The sequence below is a fragment of the Mycetocola miduiensis genome (genome assembly GCF_900115155.1).
In the GTDB taxonomy this organism is placed as follows: domain Bacteria; phylum Actinomycetota; class Actinomycetes; order Actinomycetales; family Microbacteriaceae; genus Mycetocola_A; species Mycetocola_A miduiensis.
Genome location: NZ_FOVM01000006.1, coordinates 93,548 through 113,517, shown reverse-complemented (window position 1 = coordinate 113,517; position 19,970 = coordinate 93,548). Strand labels below are relative to the sequence as shown.

Annotated in this window: 20 protein-coding genes; 15 read left to right on the top strand and 5 right to left on the bottom strand. The window is 64.3% G+C overall.

The window, feature by feature from the left end:
- The first annotated feature begins 7 nt into the window (after positions 1 to 7).
- The 10 genes from BM197_RS11000 to BM197_RS10950 all read left to right on the top strand — a co-directional run bounded on the left by BM197_RS11000 (position 8) and on the right by BM197_RS10950 (position 10,698).
- Positions 8 to 1,423, top strand: a complete 1,416-nt coding sequence (locus BM197_RS11000; protein WP_090711457.1) for a phenylacetate--CoA ligase family protein — start codon at positions 8 to 10, stop codon at positions 1,421 to 1,423.
- Entirely contained in the window at positions 1,420 to 2,502 is a 1,083-nt protein-coding gene (locus BM197_RS10995; RefSeq protein WP_090711454.1) for a zinc-binding dehydrogenase, read from the top strand. The genes BM197_RS11000 and BM197_RS10995 overlap by 4 nt, the downstream gene beginning before the upstream one ends.
- Positions 2,499 to 3,722, top strand: a complete 1,224-nt coding sequence (locus BM197_RS10990; RefSeq protein ID WP_090711452.1) for a thiolase family protein — start codon at positions 2,499 to 2,501, stop codon at positions 3,720 to 3,722. Before BM197_RS10995 ends, BM197_RS10990 begins: the two co-directional genes overlap by 4 nt.
- Before the next feature lie 2 nt (positions 3,723 to 3,724).
- Entirely contained in the window at positions 3,725 to 4,501 is a 777-nt protein-coding gene (locus tag BM197_RS10985; protein ID WP_090711450.1) for an enoyl-CoA hydratase/isomerase family protein, read from the top strand.
- Between the two features lie 646 nt (positions 4,502 to 5,147).
- A complete protein-coding gene (locus BM197_RS10975) occupies positions 5,148 to 7,835 on the top strand; it encodes a winged helix-turn-helix domain-containing protein (protein ID WP_090711446.1) in 2,688 nt (895 codons plus the stop codon).
- A gap of 119 nt (positions 7,836 to 7,954) precedes the next feature.
- Positions 7,955 to 8,647, top strand: a complete 693-nt coding sequence (locus BM197_RS10970; protein ID WP_090711444.1) for a hypothetical protein — start codon at positions 7,955 to 7,957, stop codon at positions 8,645 to 8,647.
- A gap of 32 nt (positions 8,648 to 8,679) precedes the next feature.
- Positions 8,680 to 8,964 (top strand): hypothetical protein, encoded by a 285-nt coding sequence (locus tag BM197_RS10965; protein WP_090711441.1) that lies wholly within the window; start codon positions 8,680 to 8,682, stop codon positions 8,962 to 8,964.
- Positions 8,965 to 9,052: 88 nt separating this feature from the next.
- On the top strand, positions 9,053 to 9,997 hold the full coding sequence (locus tag BM197_RS10960; protein WP_090711439.1) for an alpha/beta fold hydrolase: 945 nt from the start codon (positions 9,053 to 9,055) through the stop codon (positions 9,995 to 9,997).
- A gap of 86 nt (positions 9,998 to 10,083) precedes the next feature.
- A complete protein-coding gene (locus BM197_RS10955; protein ID WP_245762499.1) occupies positions 10,084 to 10,353 on the top strand; it encodes a toxin HicA in 270 nt (89 codons plus the stop codon).
- Entirely contained in the window at positions 10,354 to 10,698 is a 345-nt protein-coding gene (locus tag BM197_RS10950; RefSeq protein WP_090711435.1) for a type II toxin-antitoxin system HicB family antitoxin, read from the top strand.
- 16 nt (positions 10,699 to 10,714) lie between these two features.
- Here the strand turns inward: BM197_RS10950 and BM197_RS10945 are convergent, their stop codons facing one another.
- Both BM197_RS10945 and BM197_RS10940 read right to left on the bottom strand, forming a co-directional pair.
- Complete coding sequence (locus BM197_RS10945) at positions 10,715 to 11,248, bottom strand: hypothetical protein (protein ID WP_090711433.1); 534 nt, start codon at positions 11,246 to 11,248, stop codon at positions 10,715 to 10,717.
- 9 nt (positions 11,249 to 11,257) lie between these two features.
- A complete protein-coding gene (locus tag BM197_RS10940) occupies positions 11,258 to 11,875 on the bottom strand; it encodes a copper amine oxidase (protein WP_245762514.1) in 618 nt (205 codons plus the stop codon).
- 30 nt (positions 11,876 to 11,905) lie between these two features.
- Here BM197_RS10940 and BM197_RS10935 point away from each other — a divergent pair, with 30 nt between their 5' ends.
- Together BM197_RS10935 and BM197_RS10930 are read left to right on the top strand one after the other, a co-directional pair.
- Complete coding sequence (locus tag BM197_RS10935) at positions 11,906 to 12,574, top strand: IclR family transcriptional regulator (protein ID WP_090711431.1); 669 nt, start codon at positions 11,906 to 11,908, stop codon at positions 12,572 to 12,574.
- A 134-nt stretch (positions 12,575 to 12,708) separates the two neighbouring features.
- Entirely contained in the window at positions 12,709 to 13,128 is a 420-nt protein-coding gene (locus BM197_RS10930) for a (deoxy)nucleoside triphosphate pyrophosphohydrolase (protein WP_090711429.1), read from the top strand.
- Here the strand turns inward: BM197_RS10930 and BM197_RS10925 are convergent.
- Both BM197_RS10925 and BM197_RS10920 read right to left on the bottom strand, forming a co-directional pair.
- Complete coding sequence (locus BM197_RS10925) at positions 13,114 to 14,202, bottom strand: SRA domain-containing endonuclease (protein WP_090711427.1); 1,089 nt, start codon at positions 14,200 to 14,202, stop codon at positions 13,114 to 13,116. The two genes, BM197_RS10930 and BM197_RS10925, sit on opposite strands and share 15 nt — an antisense overlap.
- Before the next feature lie 3 nt (positions 14,203 to 14,205).
- Positions 14,206 to 15,303: a type I restriction endonuclease gene (locus BM197_RS10920; protein WP_090711425.1), complete on the bottom strand. Its 1,098-nt coding sequence runs from the start codon at positions 15,301 to 15,303 to the stop codon at positions 14,206 to 14,208.
- A gap of 889 nt (positions 15,304 to 16,192) precedes the next feature.
- Between BM197_RS10920 and BM197_RS10910 the strand changes: the two genes are divergently transcribed.
- The 3 genes from BM197_RS10910 to BM197_RS10900 all read left to right on the top strand — a co-directional run bounded on the left by BM197_RS10910 (position 16,193) and on the right by BM197_RS10900 (position 19,405).
- Positions 16,193 to 16,513: a nucleotide pyrophosphohydrolase gene (locus tag BM197_RS10910; RefSeq protein ID WP_090711421.1), complete on the top strand. Its 321-nt coding sequence runs from the start codon at positions 16,193 to 16,195 to the stop codon at positions 16,511 to 16,513.
- A 370-nt stretch (positions 16,514 to 16,883) separates the two neighbouring features.
- The gene (locus BM197_RS10905; protein ID WP_342714577.1) at positions 16,884 to 18,281 is read left to right on the top strand and encodes a DNA/RNA helicase domain-containing protein; all 1,398 of its coding nucleotides are present in this window, start codon (positions 16,884 to 16,886) and stop codon (positions 18,279 to 18,281) included.
- 92 nt (positions 18,282 to 18,373) lie between these two features.
- Positions 18,374 to 19,405, top strand: coding sequence for an LLM class flavin-dependent oxidoreductase (locus BM197_RS10900; RefSeq protein ID WP_090711417.1), 1,032 nt, complete (start codon positions 18,374 to 18,376; stop codon positions 19,403 to 19,405).
- 73 nt (positions 19,406 to 19,478) lie between these two features.
- Here BM197_RS10900 and BM197_RS10895 read toward each other — a convergent pair whose 3' ends face one another.
- Positions 19,479 to 19,886, bottom strand: coding sequence for a hypothetical protein (locus BM197_RS10895; RefSeq protein WP_143095058.1), 408 nt, complete (start codon positions 19,884 to 19,886; stop codon positions 19,479 to 19,481).
- Positions 19,887 to 19,970: the final 84 nt, after the last annotated feature.

Below are 19,970 nucleotides of genomic sequence, written 5' to 3'. Positions count from 1 at the left end.
CCAAACAATGCGCGAACAGATCCGACCCCCGTACTACCACGAGACCCTGGACTGGAAACATCTGACGGCCGAGTACGAACCGCCGTTCGAGTTCATGACCGGCGCTCGCCTGTGGTCGCCGGAGCGGATCGCCGAGGTGCAGCTGGCCCGCCTGCAAGCCGCCGTGCAGCGGGCCAGCGAGGTGCCGTTCTACCAGAAACTCTGGAGCGAGAACGGGTTCACCCCGTCAGACATCCGTTCGCTTGACGATCTCAAGCGGATGCCGAGCTACACGATCGACGACATCCGGGACAGCATCGAGCGCAAACCGCCGATGGGTGACTACCAGGGGCTGGGCCTCGAGGATGGCGCCCACACTCCCCTGCGCCTCTACACGAGCGGTGGCACAACCGGAACCCCGCGGCCCACGATCTACAGCCAGTGGGACCGGGAGGTCGGCGCGATCCTCTCGGCCCGCACCTTCTACATGCAGGGCGTGCGCCCGGGCGATGCCGTGATCAACGCCTGGGCGTACTCCACGCACAACGCGGCGTGGATCATGGACCACGCGCTGTGGCAGTGGCTCGGGGCGATTCCGATCACAACGAGCACCGGCAACGTGACGCCGACCGAGAAGCAGATCGAATTCGCCCGGCTCTACGGGGCGGCCTCGATCACCGCAACCTCGGACTACCTTCTCCACATCGCCGACACCGCCAGGCGGATGGGACTCGACCCGGCCAAGGACTTCAACTTCAAGACCATCCTGTCGTTCGGCGACACGAAGGCCGTCGAGGAGGCGTTCGGTGTGCCGACCTACGACTCCTACGCGTTCCACGAAGTGCAGTACGTCGCTGCCGAGTGTGAGGCGAAGGACGGCCTGCACATCTTCGAAGACGCGTTCATCATCGAAATCGTCGACTTCGAGACCGGGGAGCCGTTGCCGCCTGGGCACAAGGGAAACATCGTCGTGACGGCGCTGTACAAGACCGGCACCTCGCAGCTGCGGTACAACATCCAGGACATCTCAGCCAGCTACGAACTCGCCCAGTGCGCCTGCGGCAGTTGGCACAAGAAGCTCGACTACTTTCAGGGCCGCAGCGACACCATGGTCAAACTGCGCGGCGTGAACGTGTGGCCCGAGGCCTGCGGCAAGATCATCAGCGGCCACCCCGGTATCAACGGCGAGTACTACTGCTACGTCGAGCGCGTCCAGCCCGACGGCAAGCCGGCCCGTGACGAGATGACGATCATGGTCGAGCGGGTCGACGGTGCCGGCGATTCCGACCGGCTCCGCGAGGAGTTGGCCCAGTTACTCAAACAGAAGACTGGCGTCGCCATCGGTGTCGAACTCGTCGAGCGTGACGGGTTGCGGGAGCTCACCGGGCACGGGCACCGCGCCAAACTGAAGCGATTCGAGGACCGTAGAGGGAGCATCCGATGAGAGCGCAGGTACAGGAGAATCACGGAGAACCGATTGTGTCGCGTGAGCGGCCCGAGCCGGTGGCCGCCCCAGGCGAGGTGGTGCTGAACGTTCTCGCCGCCGGGCTCAACCATCTCGATCTGTGGCTGCAGCAGGGTGACACGGGCGATTCGCTGTCGCTCCCCCGCGTTCCTGGCACGGATGTGCTCGGCGAGGTCATCGCGCTCGGCGAAGGAGTCGCTGCCGACCTGCTCGGTGAGCGGGTACTCGTCTACCCCGGGCGTTCGTGCGGTACCTGCGACTTCTGCCAGGCGGGGCATCCGTCGGCCTGCCGTCGTTTCGAGATCATGGGGTACTCATACGACGGTGGCTACGCCGAGCAGATCGCGGTACCGGCGGGCTCAGTCGTGTCGGTCGGTGCGGACGCCCCTCTGAGCTGGGCTGCGGTTCCAGTTTCATACATCACCGCCTGGAACGCCCTCGTCGTGAAAGGCGGGCTCACCGCCGGCAAGGTCGCGGTGATCTGGGGTGCCACCGGAGGCCTCGGCAACGCGGCGGTCAAGATCGCTGAGGCGCTCGGTGCCCATGTGGTCGCGATCGTCGGCTCTGAAGAGAAGGCGCTGTGGCTTTCCTCGAGCGGTTTCTCGGGAGACATCCTCGTGCGCGGTGATGACCTGGTGAAGCGGGTGCGGGCCGTCACCGGCGGCCGTGGCGTCGACCTCGTCCTCGACCACGTCGGTTCGGCGACCTGGAACGACAGCCTGCGGATGCTCGCGGTGCGCGGCCACCTCGCCTTCTGCGGCGTGACCACCGGCTACTCGGTCGAAACTGACCTGCGGCAGATCTTCGGCAAACAGCTCACCATCGCGGGCACCTGGATCGGCGACCCCGCCGACCTTGAGGCCGTCGTGAGTCTGCTGCAGAAGCATCCGGAGGCGCTGCCCGTCGTGCAGAATAGCTTCACCCTCGACGACGCCGCGGCTGCCCAGGAGACGCTTGCCGACCCGTCCGGCAACGGAAAGACAATCCTGCGATGCCAGGCCCAGGACGCTTTCGCGCCGGCCTTCGCAACGGCAAAGGAATTCAGGAGAGACGGATGACTGAAGCATTTCTCGTAGGTGGGGCACGAACCCCGGTCGGCCGTTACGGCGGAGCGCTGAGCAGCGTGCGACCAGACGATCTCGCGGCCCTGACGGTGCGAACGGTGATCGAACGCGCCGGCATCGACCCCGCCCTCGTCGACGAGGTCATTCTCGGCAACGCGAACGGTGCCGGTGAAGAGAACCGGAACGTCGCCCGGATGGCCTGGCTGCTGGGCGGCTTCCCCGACTCTGTGCCCGGCATCACGGTGAACCGCCTCTGCGCCTCCGGCATGAGTGCGATCATCATGGCCAGCCACATGATCAAGGCCGGGGCGGCAGACATCGTCGTCGCCGGCGGTGTCGAGTCGATGTCGCGCGCGCCCTGGGTGATGGAGAAACCGGCGAAGGCGTATGCCGGGCCTGGGGCATCCTTCGATACCTCGATCGGGTGGCGGTTCACGAACCCTGCATTCCTCTCCGGGGAGCTCTCACACAATGGAAAGATGACGTACTCCATGCCCGAGACGGCGGAAGAAGTGGCGCGGGTCTACGGGATCTCCCGCGAAGACGCGGATGCTTTCGCGGTGCAGTCGCATGAGCGGGCGATCGCAGCGCTCGTCGCCGGGCACTTCGCCGACGAGATCGTGCCGGTGTCGGTGCCGCAGAAGAAGGGCGACCCGGTCGTCTTCGATACAGACGAGGGCCCCCGCGCGGGGACGACGCAGGACGTGCTCGCCGGGCTTCGGCCCGTGGTCAAGGGCGGCAGCGTTGTCACCGCAGGCAACGCCTCCACACTCAACGACGGGGCATCCGCTGTTCTCGTCGTCTCAGAACGTGCCATCGAGCGATACGGGCTGTCGCCCCGCGCCCGTATCCTCGATGGTGCTTCAGCCGGTGTGTCCCCCGAGACGATGGGCATCGGACCGGTGCCCGCGAGTCGCAAGGTGCTCGAACGCCAGGGGCTCACGGTCGATGACCTCGTCGCCGTCGAACTCAATGAGGCGTTCGCGTCGCAGTCCCTCGCCTGCATGCGTGAGCTCGGGATCGACTCGGAGATCACGAACCGCGATGGCGGCGCGATTTCGCTGGGGCATCCGCTCGGCTCGTCGGGCTCTCGACTCGCCGTGACACTGCTCGGCCGTCTCGAACGTGAGGGCGGCACCGGGCGAAACCTCGGCCTCGCCACGATGTGCGTCGGGGTCGGCCAGGGCACCTCACTGCTCCTCGAAGGGGTGTGAGCATGAGTCTCGACGCCGAGTTCGCGACGCTGCTGGTCACGGAGCAGGAGAACCGGCTGGACGTGCGCCTGAACCGGCCGGATGTTCGGAATGCGATCGACCAGGCGATGGTCGACGAACTGCACGCCGTGTGCGCATATCTCGAGCGGACTCCGAAGATCCTGGTTCTGTCCGGGACGCCGGGCGATGCGGCGTCGGGGCGTGCAGGCGTGTTCGCCTCGGGGGCGGACATCGCCCAGCTGCGGGAACGTCGGCGTGAGGACGCCCTCGCCGGCATCAACTCGAGCGTCTTCGAGCGGATCGCACGCCTGCCGATGCCAGTGATCGCGGTGCTCGACGGGTACGCCCTGGGTGGCGGGGCGGAGCTGGCCTATGCGGCCGACTTTAGGATCGGGACGCCGGAACTGCGGATGGGCAACCCCGAGACCGGCCTCGGCATCATGGCGGCCGCGGGCGGCACCTGGCGGCTGCGGGAGCTCGTGGGCGAGTCCGTCGCCAAACAGGTGCTGCTGGCCGGCCGGATGCTGACCGGCGAAGAGTCCCTTCGATACGGGTTGATCAGCGAACTGGTGCCGTCCTCAGAACTGGATGCTGCGGCATCCGCTCTCGTCGAGCGCATCAGTTCGCAGGACCCGCTCGCGGTTCGGCTGACCAAGGCTGCTTTTCATGCGCCACGCGACGCGCATCCGGTCATCGACACGCTCGCCCAGGCGGTGCTGTTCGAATCGGAGGCGAAGTTCGAGCGGATGCAGCGGTTCCTGAACCGCAAGAAGAAGTAGCCCCTCCCGGCACCCGCCGCGCTGCCCTCCCTCCTTCCGCTGGCGGGCCCCCGCTGGCTGGAGCGAAGCGAAGCCAAGGGCTATTCGTTCGCCAAGTCATCAGTTCCGGACTAAAACACCCGGCGCACCTGATGCCCTCGACCGGAAATGATGCATTCGCGGGTCAGACCGAGAGCGCCCCCGCCATCAACGCCACGGAGGCAGCCATGCTCGCCGCCGTGATGACCCGAGGCGGATGCCGTGTGGCCGGCCGCGTCATCAGCGCGACGAGCCCGGCCATAACGATGAGGCGGAGGCTGGTGTGGAGGGAGCGGTGGGTTGCGCCGTCTCCGCTCGCTTGAAGGAGCGAAGCGACTGAAGCGGAGGAGGTTTCGGCAGGGTTGAGTTCGCGCGGCCCTCGCCTTCGGTCGCTAGCGCTGCCGATCCGGGCGGCCGACGGTCGCCTCGTGGGCGCCCTCTGTCTCTCGGCCCCCGCGACGCAGATCGCCAGCCGGGCGACCTGCTCCCTCAACTGGACGAAGGCGCGCGGCAGCTGGCGCCGCTGTTGGCCTGACCGGTCGCCTACAGCGGGCGCTACAGTTTCAGTCGAGCGCTGCAGCGGTGACCGGTGAACATCAGGCCAGTTCGGCGTCCCTAGACTGAGCGCATGGCGATGCCCATCCTGGCAACGAAACTCTTCGTGCCTCCGCTGCGCGCCCAAGCGGTCCGCCGCCCCCGCCTCGTCCAGCAGCTGGACGAGGGACTGCGCTCCGGTCGCAAACTGAGCCTCCTTTCAGCCCCCGCGGGATTCGGCAAGACGACCCTGCTCAGCGAATGGGTTGAGGCCCTCGCCGAGCTCAGGCCGTCCCTTCGCGTGGCGTGGTTGTCTCTCGACACGAGCGACAACGACCCGGTCCGGTTCCTCGGCTACCTCGCGGCGGCGCTCCGGGACCCAGCTGCCGATCCGGATGCCGCGCCACTAGCATCCGCCGAGGCGGCGCTGACAGCGCTGATCAACGATCTGGTGCGCACCGAGCAACAGGTCGTTCTGGTGCTCGACGACGTCCAGACGATCGAAAGCCCGGCGGTGCGCGACGCGATCGCCTTCTTGCTCGACCACCTCCCGCCCCAACTGCACCTGGTCATCGCGACCCGATCCGATCCACCCCTCCCGATAGCCCGGTTGCGAGCGCGAGGCGAGTTGACCGAACTGCGGGCGGCCGACCTGCGCTTCACCGCCGAGGAGGCCGCGACCTTCGTCACCCGCGTGACAGGGTTATCGCTGTCACCCGACGACGTCCTCACGCTCGAGGCCCGCACCGAAGGCTGGGTCGCTGGGCTCCAGCTCGCCGCCCTGTCGATGCGGGACAGCTCGGACGTACCGGGTTTTCTCACAGCGTTCGCGGGCAGCCACCGTTTCGTCATCGACTACCTGGTCGAAGAGGTTCTCGAGGCGACGCGGCCCGGTGTGCGGGAGTTCCTTCTCCAGACATCCGTTCTCGACCGCCTCAGCGGGCCGTTGTGCGACGCCGTGACCGGGCAAGCGGGAAGCGACCGGATGCTCGCGACGCTCGAACGGGAGAATCTCTTCGTCGTGCCGCTCGACGACGACCGCGAGTGGTTTCGCTACCACCACCTCTTCGCCGACGTGTTGCGCGCACGGCTGCTTGCGCAGGATCCGAAACGCGTACTCGACCTCAACCGCCTCGCCAGCGAATGGTACGAACAGCACGGCTCCGCCGAGGATGCCGTGCGGTACGCGTTTGCGGCCTCCGACTTCCCCCTCGCAGCGCGGCTGATCGAGGCGACCATCCCGGGCATCCGCAAGAGCAGGCAGGATGCCACTCTTCTCACCTGGCTCACCCAGTTGCCCGCAGACGTCATCGGGCACCGGCCGGTGCTCGGCGTCTTCTCGGCGTGGGCGTCGCTCGTCGCCGGTGACATCGACGCCGTCGAAACTCGGTTGGCGGCTGCAGAGCGGACGCTGGCTGCCACGTCCGCGAGCGGACAGCGGGCCCACGAGTCGGAACCGGGCGAGGAACTGCAGAACCTCCCGGTGACGATCGCCCTCTACCGTGCCGCCGTGGCCCAGGCCCGGGGGGATCTGGCCGGGATGCGCGAGAACGCCCAGCGGGCGATGGATGCCGCAGCGCCGGACGATCACCTCGGTCGGGGCGCCGCCGCCGGCATGCTCGGCCTCGCGTCGTGGGCGATGGGAGACATCGAGGCGGGGATCGAGGCCTTCGGCGCCAGCAGCGCGAGCCTGCGGCAAGCCGGGAACGTGACGGATGCCATCAACATCGCCATGGTGCTCGTCGACATGCTGCTGCCGCTGGGTCGCCTGCGCGAAGCGCAGAGCACTTGCGAGGCGGCCCTGGCCGAAGCGGCTGCGAGCGGCAGCGGGGCGGCGACCGCGGACCTCCACGCCACGCTGAGCGAGATCCTGCTGGAGCGCAATCAGATCGCGGAGGCGAAGAAGCACCTCGCGGGCGGCGAGCAGCTCGGCGACGGTGTTTTCTCGCACGAGCATCACTACCGGCAGTTCGTCGCTCAGGCGAAAGTCGCTGAGGCCGAGAACCACCTCGACGACGCGTACGACCTGCTCACACAGGCGGAGCAGCACTACCGGCGCGGCTTCTTTCCCGAGGCGCGCCCCATCGGAGCCATGAAGGCCCGGATTCGGATCGTGCAGGCGCGTCTGCCGGAGGCACTCGAGTGGGTGAACGACCAGAGCCTCTCCCCCGCCGACGAGCTGAGCTACCCGAGCGAGTTCGGCCACGTCACGCTGGCGCGGCTGCTTCTCGCGCAATTCCGGGCGGACCCGACCCCGGATGCCGGCCGCGAGGCAAGCGGATTGTTGGCGCGCCTCCGTGAGGCGGCAGAGGCAGGCGGACGCCGCGGCAGTGTCATCGAAATCTTGGTCCTGCAGGCGCTCCTGCTCGAGGCACAGGGTGACACGGCTGCAGCGCTCGACCCGCTGGAACAGGCGCTCGTCCACGCGGAACCGGAGGGCTACGTTCGGGTGTTCGTCGCCGAGGGCCAGGCCGTGCTGCGGCCGCTGCGCGCCGCCGCGGGAGCAGGCATCCGACCCGAATACGTCCGCATGCTGAGCCAGGCGCTCCGGCAGACCGAGGGCGCTGAGACTCCGAGTGCACCCCTCAGCGAAGCATTGAGCGAGCGGGAACTGCACGTGCTGCGACTGCTCTCGACCGAGATGACCGGCCCGGAGATCGCGAACGAACTCTTCGTCTCGCTCAACACGATGCGCACCCACACGAAGCACATCTTCCAGAAGCTGGATGTGACGAGCCGCCCGGCGGCGGTGCGGCGGGCCGAGGCGCTCGGGTTGATCTGAACCGGCCCACAATCACCACGCAACCCGGTGATGTGGTGATGCCGGGTCACCACGTGGATTCGTAGATTTCGAGGTGTTCCCAGGCGACCGCCTGGGGCACTTCGAGCATCGGAGCCATCATGAGCATCACCAGTTCCACCCTCACTCGCGCCGCCGCCGTGGCCGCCGCGCTGTACGGGCTGATCTACATCGTCATCCAGTTCATCCATCCGGCTGACGTGGTCGAATCCCTCGGCACCCAGTTGTGGGTGACGGTCCACATCCTCAGTTTCGCCATGGCCGTTTTCGCGTTGATCGGCATCACCGGTATCTACCTTCGTCAAATTCGACAGTTCGGGGTTCTCGGGCTCGTCGGGTACCTGATGTTCGGCTTGTTCTTTCTGCTGCAGTCGGCGTTCAACTTCGCTGAGGCGTTCATCGCGCCGCTGCTCGTGGCGGATGCCCCGCAGTTCGCGGTGGACTTCGTCGGACTGTTCGGTCGCTACCCGGCCGTGACGGACCTCGGCGTGCTCAAGGCGCTGCCGCTTGTCGGAGCGGCGCTCTACGTCGGCGGTGCGGTGCTGTTCGGTGTGGCGGTCATCCGGGCGCGGATGCTGTCGCGTGGTGCCGGCATCCTGATGATCGTTGCCGCTGCGGTCACGCCTGTGGCTGGTGCGCTGCTGCCGCACGCCCTCGAGCGTATGGCCGCCGTCCCGATGGGTCTCGCTTTGATCTGGCTCGGCTACTCGCTGTGGGCGGATGTGCGGAAGCCAGCGTCGCTGCCGCTGGCCGCCGCGAGCGAGCCGCGACTCGACCCGACGGCTGCAGTCTGAGTCGGCAGCCGACTCCCGGACCGGCGGACCCCATGAGCACAGCACCAGCGGATGGTCCGGCCAGGGCCGGCCGGTACGAGATCCGCGTCGGAGGGCAGCTGGACCAAAGCTGGAGCGGGTGGTTCGACGGTTTCACGCTGACCGGTGAGGGCGATGGGACGACGACCCTCACCGGGCCGGTCGTCGACCAGGCTGCCCTCCATGGGCTGCTGGGGCGGGTGCGCGATCTGGGGGTGACCCTGATCTCGGTCAACGCTCTCGGCGCCGCTGACGTCGGGGAAGCCGGGGTGCAGCCCGACGTGTCGCTAGCGCAATAGGAAGAGCAGTACCGTTGGCTACTCTCTTGCCTAAGTTCCCGAACCGCAGGCACCCAAGCGGCCTGAGGCGTGGCTCCGAACCACTGACGTGAACACCCCGCCCGCTTCCAGCACCCGGTACACCGCCGATAGCCAGTCCGACCGCGCGACGGCCGGGATCAGGCGCGTCGTTGTTCCCACAGCGCTGGGCGATGTCGTGGCGCACGTCGACCCGTACGGTGCGGCACTCTCCGAGACGGCCACCCTGCTTCTCCACGGTGCCGCCGGCTCGTGGACCACCTGGCTTCCCCTCATCCGTGCCTCCCACAAGGCCGGCACTCCACTGCGGAATGTCGTCGCCCTCGACCTGCCCGGATGGGGAGAGAGCGGCAGCATCTCGGCTGACGCAACCGTGGAGGACCTCGCGGATGCCGTGGCTCACGTCACCAGAACGCTCGGCTACGCCCGGTGGGACATCTTCGGGCACTCGCTGGGCGGACACGTCGGGCTCACGATCGCTGCCAGACATCCAGAGCACACCGCGAGCGTCACCGCGATCTCGGCAACGGGACCCGGCGCACTGTCGGTGCTGCGGCATCCGATTCGGAACTTCGGCGTCCTGCCCGCGCTGGCCGGGATGCTCGGTGCAATGCGCTTGCTGAGCGCGCTGGGCGCCGGAGGCACCGCACTCGTTCGCGCCTTGCACCGCGTGCGCCTGCTTGGGTTGCTCAGCGATCCGCTGTTTGCCCACCGGCGCAGCCTCGACAGCTCAGTGATCGATTCTCTCGCGGCAGAGATCCGCCCGACGTCGTTCGCTCGTGGGGCCGCCGCGGCCGCCCGCTACAACGAAACCCAGTGGGCGAGCATCCGGTGCCCCGTCATCTTCGTGCGCGGGGACCACGATGTGTTCGTGAGTTCGGCTGATGATGCCTGGTTTCGATCGGTGATCCCGCACGCCTCACAGCAGGTCTCACCGAACACCGGACACTTTGCGCACATCGAGTCGCTTCAGGGGCTGCACTCAGCTCGCGGGGGGACGCACGCGGCCGCTTAGCTCGGTCTCGAGTGGAGCGCCCCGCCATCAACGTGACGGATGCCGCCATGCTCGCGCGTCGCACCCATTGTCGAGTGGTGCCAAATGTGGCACCATTGTATATGGCATCCGCCGAGAAGCTCGAACAGCAGGCGAGAGAGTCACCTCAATCGCTGACATTCGCAGAAGCTTGTGCTCTCGCCGCAGCTCACTTCGGTGAGCCACGGAAAGGCTCGGGCAGCCATGTGGCCATCTACAAGATGCCATGGCAGGGCGACCCTCGGATCAATCTGCAGAAGGGCGACGGCGGCAAAGCGAAGAAATACCAGGTCGAACAACTACTGAAAGCGATCGACAAGAAGAGGGAGGAACTCTAAATGAGCGACACGATCGAACGGCCAGCTGTCGAGCACTATCGTTACTCCGTCGAGTGGAGCGCCGAAGACGGAGAGTTCGTCGCGACTGTTGCAGAGTTCCCATCGCTCTCCTGGCTCGCTTCCACCCAAATCAATGCTTTACGCGGACTTGAAACAGTTGTGACCTCGGTCATCGACGACTTGAGCGAATCAGGCGAGACGATCCCAGAGCCCCTCGCCGACCGCACGTACTCCGGGCGGGTCAACCTTCGAGTGAGCGCGGCCACGCATCGCAAGCTGGCGGCCGAAGCTCTGCGACGCGGCAAGAGCCTCAACAGCTACGCCACCGAGCTGCTCGAACGCTGATGACACCGAGGGCTGCTCAGACGGCGAGCGACCCCGCCATCAACGCAACGGATGCCGCCATGCTCGCCGCCTCGAGGCATCCGAGCAAGTCGCGGCGTGGCATTCGGTACAGGGTGACCGCACGCCAGGCGGAGTAGCCGACGTAGATGGCCGCACCGCCGAGCACGAGGGCTGGCAGCATCCCGCCCCCACCGTGATGCCCCGACACGGATGCCACGTGGCCGGCCGACATGAGCGCGACGAGCCCGGCCATGACGATGAGCCCGAGGCTGGTGTGGAGGGTGCGGTGGGTCCCTTGACTTCGCTTCGCTCCAGCCAGCGGGTCCAGCGGCGCCGCCCCCACCACCGCGAGCGCCACCAACCCGACCACCCAGAGGATCGGGGCGACGAGGCTGAGGCCCAACGCGACATCCGCCATCGCGACGAGCATCACCACAGCGGCGAGCGCCTCGAAGCCGAAACGCACACGACCGCGCCGCCGGCCACCCACGGTGCAACACGCACCGAAGGCAGCCGGCAGCAGGGCCGAGACATGGAGCAACTCGGTCATGGTGGGGAGCTAGTGTCCGCAGGTGCAATTCGGGCCGCACCCACCCGACGCAGAAACACCCGACGCAGACAACCCGAGGTCAGCCGACGCCACCCCATCCGCATCCGTCAATCCGAGCTCGTCAGACGCAGCACCATCCGGTGACGCGATCCCCGACGAGCAGTGCGCCACAGCAGCCGGCACGTTCAGCGCCGGGTTCTTGCCGAAGAAGCCGTACGGCTTGAGCGTGAACTTGGCGTAGTCCACGGGCATGACCGGCCAGTCCTCGGGGCGTGGGAAGTGGGTCGGACCGAACGTGTGCCACAGCACGATGTCCTCCCCGTCGACCGAGGCGTCATCGGCGATGTACTTCGAGATGCCGTCGCCACCCGGGTTCTGGTGCACGAAGTCTCCGGCCGCGTACTTTTCCGCCGGGTCGTACTTTGTCACGAACAGGTGTTTCGTCGCGAACTCGGCACGAGAAGCGATCGATGACGAGGCATCCGCCAGCAGGGTCGGGGCGTCCTGCGGGTACAACGTGTACCCGGTCGGCCGGCCCATCCGGTTGGTCTTCTCCGTGTTGATCACGTTCCACGAGCGGGCGACGGATGCATCCGCGGTGCGCCCCGAGACGGCCTCGGTTGAGATTCGGGCCGTCTTCTTCGTGAAGGCGTTGCCGTGTTCGTTGCCAGGCCCAACCGGAACCCGCCCGACCTCGACCTCGTCGACCGCGTAGCCCTAACGGTTCTGGAAGAGGTAGCCCGCCTGGGCGCCGGCGTCACGGCGCAGGAGATCTCCCTAAGCCTCGGCCTCCCCCGAGCAACCACCTACCGCCTGATCAACCTCCTCGTCCAGGACGAATACCTGGTACGGATGCCGGACCTCACCGGTTTCGCGCTCGGCCGCAAGGTCGTGGAACTCGCGCACCTGGTCGCCCCCTCTCCGCCTCCGCAAGCAGTGCGGGAGGTGATCGCCGGGCTACGCTCCCGAATCCGAGGCGGCATCCACCTCGTGCGCTACGAGGGCGATCGGGTGCTCATCGTCGATGCCGACCCGGACTTCCCGCTGAGCGACGAGACGAGAGTCTCGCGCGACCTGTCCGCGTCGGCGATGGGCCGACTGTTGCTGGCTGAGCACGCCGGCGGTGCGTCGTCCGCGGGCTACGCGTCACAGACAGGCGAGCTTACCCCTGGCTACGGTTGCCTCGCGCTGCCGATACGCGCTGCTGACGGTCGCCTCGTAGGCGCCCTCTGTCTCTCGGCTCCATCTACGCGGATCGATACCCCGGGCGACCTGCTGCCCCAGCTCGACGAAGGTGCGCGGCAGCTCGCGCCCCTACTCGCATGAGGCACCGTTCATGGATACGAACCCTCGCTCACGCGGTGAGCACAAAACGGACTATTCCAGGTCATCAGACGAACAGACGGATTCAAGCCGGAAATGCCGTGTGCTCACATGACTGAGCATGCAAGCATGTATCGATGTCATCACCAGCGCAGCCACTGAACGTCGTCGCAGCCGTTATCCAGCACGAGAGCCGGATCCTCGTCTGCCGGCGCGAGCCTGGTCGCGCCCAGGGCGGAAAGTGGGAATTCCCGGGAGGCAAGATCGAACATGGTGAGTCTCCTGAACAAGCACTAATCAGAGAGGTGAAGGAGGAGCTTGACGTCGAAATCCAAGTTCTCGAGCATCTGACTACCGATGACACTCCAAGTGCCGGGCAGATCATTCGTCTTATGTGTTTTCGCGCTCACCTCATCAGCGACCGACCAACCAGGAGCAGCGATCATGATGAGCTCCGTTGGGTTCGCCCATCTCAATTGGACGCACTTGACTGGGCGCCGGCAGATGTGCACGCCGTCGCAATACTCGCGAGCACCGCCATCTCAAGGAACGAGTAGTTCAAATCCGCTCTCGGATCGAACCGCAACCGTAATTCCCAGCTCATTCATCAGACCTATGAGATCGTCTGCCGGCTTGCCCGGCAGAAGCACCATTGGGACAGCGGCTATGCCCGCACCCTTCGCGACATGCGCATAGTCGAGCACTTGCCCGATGGCCGTCCGAACGTATGTGCGGGCTGTAGATTTCTTCGCCTCGACAATCCACCCATTCGATTCGACGTAAAGGTCAGGTTCGATCGCGAACGCTCCACTGGGCAAAGTCAGCCGACTCGGTATGAGACCTTCGCTCTTTAGCCAACCACCGAAGCCAGCCTGCAACTCAAATTCGAGTCGCGAAACTACTCGTTCTCCAGCGGGGAGAGGTGCGTCAAATTCGATGACAACGTCTGAGAAGTCCGGCGGGGTCCAGTCCGCAATGTTTGGCCCCGATACCTTGCCTCCACCGTAGAGGGGGAGGAGCGTCGCATCAGCGTCGATGGGAATGAGATTGAAGATGATGCCTCTTCGCCATTTCCCGTCGACGTCGGGAATGGTTTCGACCCGATATGTCGGCTCTCCTGTGGAAAAGGAGCCGACGTATGTAGCCACCGGGCCTCGCGTCGTGAAGACTCTAATGATTTGCCCATTTTTCGCCGCGTCGCGCAGCGCAACGTTGCCCCGCACGAAAACCTGATCGCCGCGTTGCCCCTCCCCTGTGTAGGAATAGGACCCATCTTCGCGTAGCCCCTCGAACTTCTCGTATCCATAGCGGGCTCCTTTGACGGGATCCGTGAAGACCAAGATGTCGGGGATTCGTCGAGGGGTGGATATGCCTCCTTGCTGCTGACCACCATAGGCGTCATGAACCTCCCGTCGCCGAACTTGGTCGCCAATCTCAAGCGTCCATAAGAGCGAATCGCTGGCGCTGCCGGGACCGACGGCCGCCCTGACGGCATCCGTCATTTCTTGGTCCAACTCCCAGCGACTTAAGCCCTGCGGGAGGGTTCCATACAAACCTCGAAGAATGTCACGAATACGTTTTTGCGGAACTTGGAGTTGAAGCGACAGAGTCGCGGGCGTGTTGACCGGCATGGTCTAGTTCTCGTACGCCTTGACCATCTCTCTAATCGCGGACGCGTGGTGGTAGATCTCATCGAGCGACTCGATCGCGTAGCGGGTCTCGTTCTTGTCTGCGTCGAAAAGGCCGAGGTACTTCTGCCTTTTGCCGTTGAAGTGCAGGCGGGCGATCGGTTTTCGGTTGTTGTCGTCCAGGAGGACAGCGAAGTAGGACTTGGCATCGCGGTGAACGACGCGGTGCGGACGGACTTCGCTGCATGCGATCGCCTTGACGATCTGATACCCCTCGAGCTCCTCAAGAGTGGTTTCCAGCTCAGTGTCCCTATCCAGATCATCTTCGGCGACCGGTCGGCTGGTGACGGCCTCTGCAGCAGCAGTACTCTCTGCGATTGGGAAGCTCGAAGCACCAAGAGCCGTCTTCAGCCGGTCGTTGACCTGATCATTGAGGAACTGCTTCGTTGCTTTCGTGACCAATGTCGTGAACTGCTCCCGCACTTTCTGAGTGAACGCTCCGTCGTAGACGCGGGTCGTAAAGAAACGGATCCAGTCGTCCTCAGGATCCTTAAACTGAGCGGCAATCGTGCGTTTGATCTGCCCGATGTACTTCAGCTCTCCAGCGGCAGAGATGATCGAATCGAGGTCGAACACGTCCTTGGTGAGCTTAATCAGCTCGGGGATCAGAGTCTCATCGATGTCGAGAAGATCCAGCACCAGGAACGGCTTTTCGTCCATCCGGTTCGGAGCGTCGAGGTCTGTGTAGAACTGGTACGTCTCCCCATTGGTGAGCACCGCAATACGAGCATTGGTAACTGCGAAGTACCGGAACAGTTGTGAGGCGTGCTCAATCTTCAGCGGCTCTGTCGATTTCTTGCATTCGATGAGCATTTGCACTTCGCCGTCACGCATGATTGCGTAGTCGATCTTCTCGCCGCGTTTGATACCAACATCGGCCGTGAACTCCGGCACGACCTCCAAGGGGTTGAATACGTCGTACCCAAGGATTGAGGAGATGAAGGGCATGACAAATGCGTTCTTCGTCGCTTCCTCGGTTTGGATTGCATCCCGCTGGTTGCGGACCTTCGTGGCCATTGCGGTGAGTAGTTCTGCGAAATCCATGTCACTCCAGGTCGTTGCTCGACAGACGGCCGTTGCCGCTCGATCTTCTGGAGGTATCGTCACCAGGTGGATTCGCCTTCGAATGGCGCCCGTGGCATCTGCATTCCCCCTTTCAGATGCTTCCATTCATGGGCATAGTTTTTCCCACCCAATGCGAGGCACATCCCTAGCCCGCCGACTCGCCGTTTCACTGGGGTGAGTAACCGAGGGCCCTACCGCTGAAGTGTCATGGCGCCGGCGACAAGCCGAAGCCTCCCAGAAGCGACCGCACCAATTCTGCGTCTCGTCAGACTCAAGTGCTAATGGAGTCGCGACTCGATCGCGAGGAGCCAGACCAATGCCATTTTCCGTTGCTTGTCGACGTTAAGAGCGAAGCCAATCCCGTACGTGACCAACGCCACGTACGGGACAGCCGCCAGAAGAATCCCTATTTGAAGGGCCGGGACTGCCGTAGCGGCGCTGACACCGAACGCTGCAATTGCGATTACTACAGACCCGATGCCGATCAGCATGTGAGCCGGCCCGGGCTCTGCATATCGTCGCAGCCCGGTCATAACGTGAAGGCGAGCTTCGGCCCGTTTGCGGGTTGCGCGTACGAAATCATCTACCTCGCCGTCGGTAGGCCACTCAGATTTCGGCGGCCAAAAGGGCCGTGCAACATCCGGGAGTTCGGCTGGCACCCATGGAACGTGTCGCCCGAACTTCGTGGCCTCATTCGAATCTCGTCGCGCTCGACGCCTTGACTTCTTCGTGCCGCTCATCAGGCCTTCTTCCATTGCATCCGTGTCGGCTGACGTCTCTAAGGAATTGATCGTAGCGATTCAAATGCAAGGATCAGGATCCCAGTCGGCGCACTAGGGCAAGTCACCGTCGCTGCTAAGTTGACGGAATGGTCGAAAAGTCAGTCCGCGACGAGATCGCAGCGTTCATGGCCGAGCGCGAGTGGGCTCAGTTTCATAGCCCCGAGAACCTCGCGAAGAGCATCGCCATCGAGGCAGGCGAGTTGCTCGAGTGCTTCCAGTGGGATGCCGACGCCGACCCTGCCCGCGTACGGGAGGAGCTCGCCGACGTGCTGACCTACTGCATGCTTCTCGCCGACCGCATCGGTGCCGACCCAAGCCAGATCGTCAAGGACAAGCTGGCTAAGACCCGCGAAAAATACCCAATAGAAAAAGCACGCGGCCGAAGCACGAAATATGACGCCCTCTGAGATCTCGCGCCTCGATTTCACTCCTGAGGCAGTCACCCGGTGGGCTCCGAGCCACCCACGAAACACCAACTGGCCCGTTGTATATGTCCTCGACGATGCCCTGGCCGAGAAGACAAGCTCGACTGGCGGGAGCCTTCGCGACGTCTATGTGGGAGAGTCTCGAAACGCAGCAGTTCGGATGCGACAGCACCTCGACTCTCCAGACAAACGGCACCTGAAACGCATCCGCGTCATTGTCGACGAACGGTTCAACAAGTCAGCCTGTCTGGACCTCGAGTCGTTCCTCATCCGGCTCCTCGCCGGCGATGGGGCATATCGTGTGCTGAACCGAAACGACGGCATCACGGATGGCGACTACTACGACCGCGACTTGTACCGGGAATCGTTTCGTGAGGTCTTCGACAAGCTGCAGGCCGATGGAGTCTTCACCCGGAGCATCCCGGAGATTGAGAACAGCGATCTCTTCAAACTCTCTCCGTTCAAGGCGCTGACCCAGGACCAAGCGATTGCAGTTGAGGACATTCTCGAGGGGCTCTTCGAGGACCTTGAGTCGGACACCAACAGCACGATCGTGATTCAGGGCGAGCCAGGGACCGGCAAGACGGTTGTCGCGATTTACATGCTGAAGCTGCTAGTCGACATTGCGAACACCGTCGCGGTAGAGGATTTCGACAGCGACACGATGTTCTCAGAGCTGTTCATCCCCCAGAATCGTGCGCTCTTGACCGATCTCCGGATAGGTCTGGTCGTGCCGCAACAGTCTCTGCGCGAGTCGATCAGAAAGGTGTTCCGGAAGACTCCGGGCCTAAAACCGTCGATGGTGTTGACGGCGTTTGATGTCGGGAACGCTGATGAAGACTTCGACCTTTTGATCGTCGACGAAGCGCACCGTCTCAACCAGCGCGCAAACCAACCGTCCGGCGTGCAAAACAAGAACTTCGCCGACATCACGAAGAAGCTCTTCGGCTTCGATGACGTGGCCAAGACCCAGCTCGACTGGATCCGCGCAAAGAGCAAGCACCAGATCTATCTGCTCGACGCCGAACAGAGCGTGCGCCCTGCCGACGTTCCGCCTGAACTGCTCGGGGCACTCGTCAATAGCGCGAAGGATCGACATCGTCACTACCCGCTGGCTACGCAGATGCGGGTTCAGGCAGGGTCGGACTACGTGGCATACATTCGGCGCGTCCTCGGTTCCCCGGGCCCTTGGGACGATCCCCATATTCCCGCGAAAGAACAGTTCGAAGGATACGACTTCCGGATGTTCGACAGCGTTGCCGATATGCGGGCCGAAGTGCGTCGGAAGGAAGAAGAAGCGGGACTTTCTCGTATGCTGGCCGGCTTCGCATGGCCTTGGAAATCCAAGAATGACAAGACTGCCTACGACATTGAGATTGATGGTCATCAGTTCCGTTGGAACAGCACCCAGACGGACTGGGTCGCGTCGCGGACGTCCCTCGAAGAAGTGGGGTCAATCCACACCGTGCAAGGGTATGACCTCAATTACGCTGGCGTCATCATTGGGCCTGACCTTCGCTATGACGCGAAGACCGGGCGACTATTCGTCGACCGCGCGTCGTACTTCGACAAGAAGGGTAAGGAGAACAACAAGGTTCTCCAGAAGAAGTACACGGACGAGGACCTGCTGCGATTCATTCGGAACGTCTACGCGGTCCTCTTGACCCGCGGCATCCGCGGCACGTTCGTTTACGTCTGCGACCCCGCCCTCCGCGAGTACCTCCGCGCCTTTATACCGGCAGACGAGTAGACACCTCCTCGGTTAGCCGAGGAATAGGATTCGCGTATCGTCGGTTGGGCAAATTGATGCGTATGCATCGACCTAGATAGAACGGGCGGACCATGGCAAAGCACCTCGAACTCGGACTCGACACCTTCGGCGACGTCACCGTCGACAGCACCGGCGAGCGCCAGAGCGACGCCCAGGTGATCCGCAACGTCATCGCCCAGGGTGTGCTCGCCGACCAGGTCGGCATCGACTTCATCGGCATCGGCGAACACCACCGCGACGACTTCGCCATCTCCGCCCCCGACATGGTGCTCGCCGCGATCGCCGGCCAGACCGAACGCATCCACCTCGGCACCGCCGTCACCGTACTCTCCAGCGACGACCCGATTCGCGTCTTCGAGCGCTTCTCCACCCTGGATGCCGCCAGCAACGGTCGCGCGGAAGTCATTCTCGGCCGCGGCTCGTTCACCGAGTCGTTCCCGCTATTCGGCTTCGACCTCGCCGACTACGAGACCCTCTTCAATGAGAAGCTCGACCTCTTCGTGCAGCTGCTCAAGGAGAAGCCGGTCACTTGGTCCGGCAGTTACCGCGCCCCGCTCGTCGACCAGGATGTCTTCCCCAAGACCGAGTCCGGCCGGCTCACTGCGTGGATCGGCGTCGGCGGGTCACCGGAGTCCGTCGTGCGGTCGGTGCGCACCGGTATCCCGATGATGCTCGCGATCATCGGCGGCGACCCGGGCCGCTTCCTGCCGTACGTGGAGCTTTACGGGCGGGCGTCCGACCAGCTTGGCCTGCCGCGGATGCCGCTCGGCGCGCACTCCCCGGGGCACATCGCCGCCACCGACGAGCTCGCCCGCGAGCAGCTCTGGCCGCATTTCAAGAAGAACCGCGACCGCATCGGCGCCGAGCGCGGCTGGCCGCCGGTGACCGAAGCGGAGTACCTCAGCGAGATCGAGCACGGGTCGCTGTACGCCGGTTCTCCGGAGACGGTCGCGCGGCGAATCGCTGCGACAGCTCAGACGCTCGGGCTGGACCGCTTTGACCTCAAGTACGCGAACGGGACGATGCCGCACGAGCAACTGATGACGAGCATCGAGCTGTACGGCACGCAAGTGGTTCCTATGGTGCGGGAGATGCTCGCGTAGCCCTCGAATGAACTATAACCCTTGCCGAAATGGCGGCCTATTGTGCGGCCCTGAACGGATCGGAACAGACCTCTCATCGGGCGAGGTCGAGCTCGCGATCCGCCCAATGGTCTACCTTTCGCTGCAATGATGCCACCGACGTAGGCGCGAAAAGCAGTGTGCGCCTCTTGGTTCCCATGAGCCCGAGATTCATGGACCCATCATCTAGCGTCACGATACCTTGCACGATACCAACGGCAACCACATCCACTGTGGTGAGAGTCGTGGCACCGGAGCGCTTTCCGAAGTCGTAAGCAGCCCAGTCGTCCGTGAGCCAAAGGCTGCCGGTGAATTCGTCGCGCTCGCGGATCACGAAGAGTGTCTCCGCTTCACCCAAGCTGTCCAACGGGTCCCCCGCGTCGCCACCCACTTCGTCCTCTCGGATCTCTTGGACCCGCCGGATTTCAAATTCGTCGAAGATGCCGATCGGCTCACCGAGCACTCCTCGCTCCCGGAGTGACGCGAGTTCCTCAAAGCCCGGGATCCGCGACGCGTCGTCAATCTCGCCATCGATCGCCTCAACGCA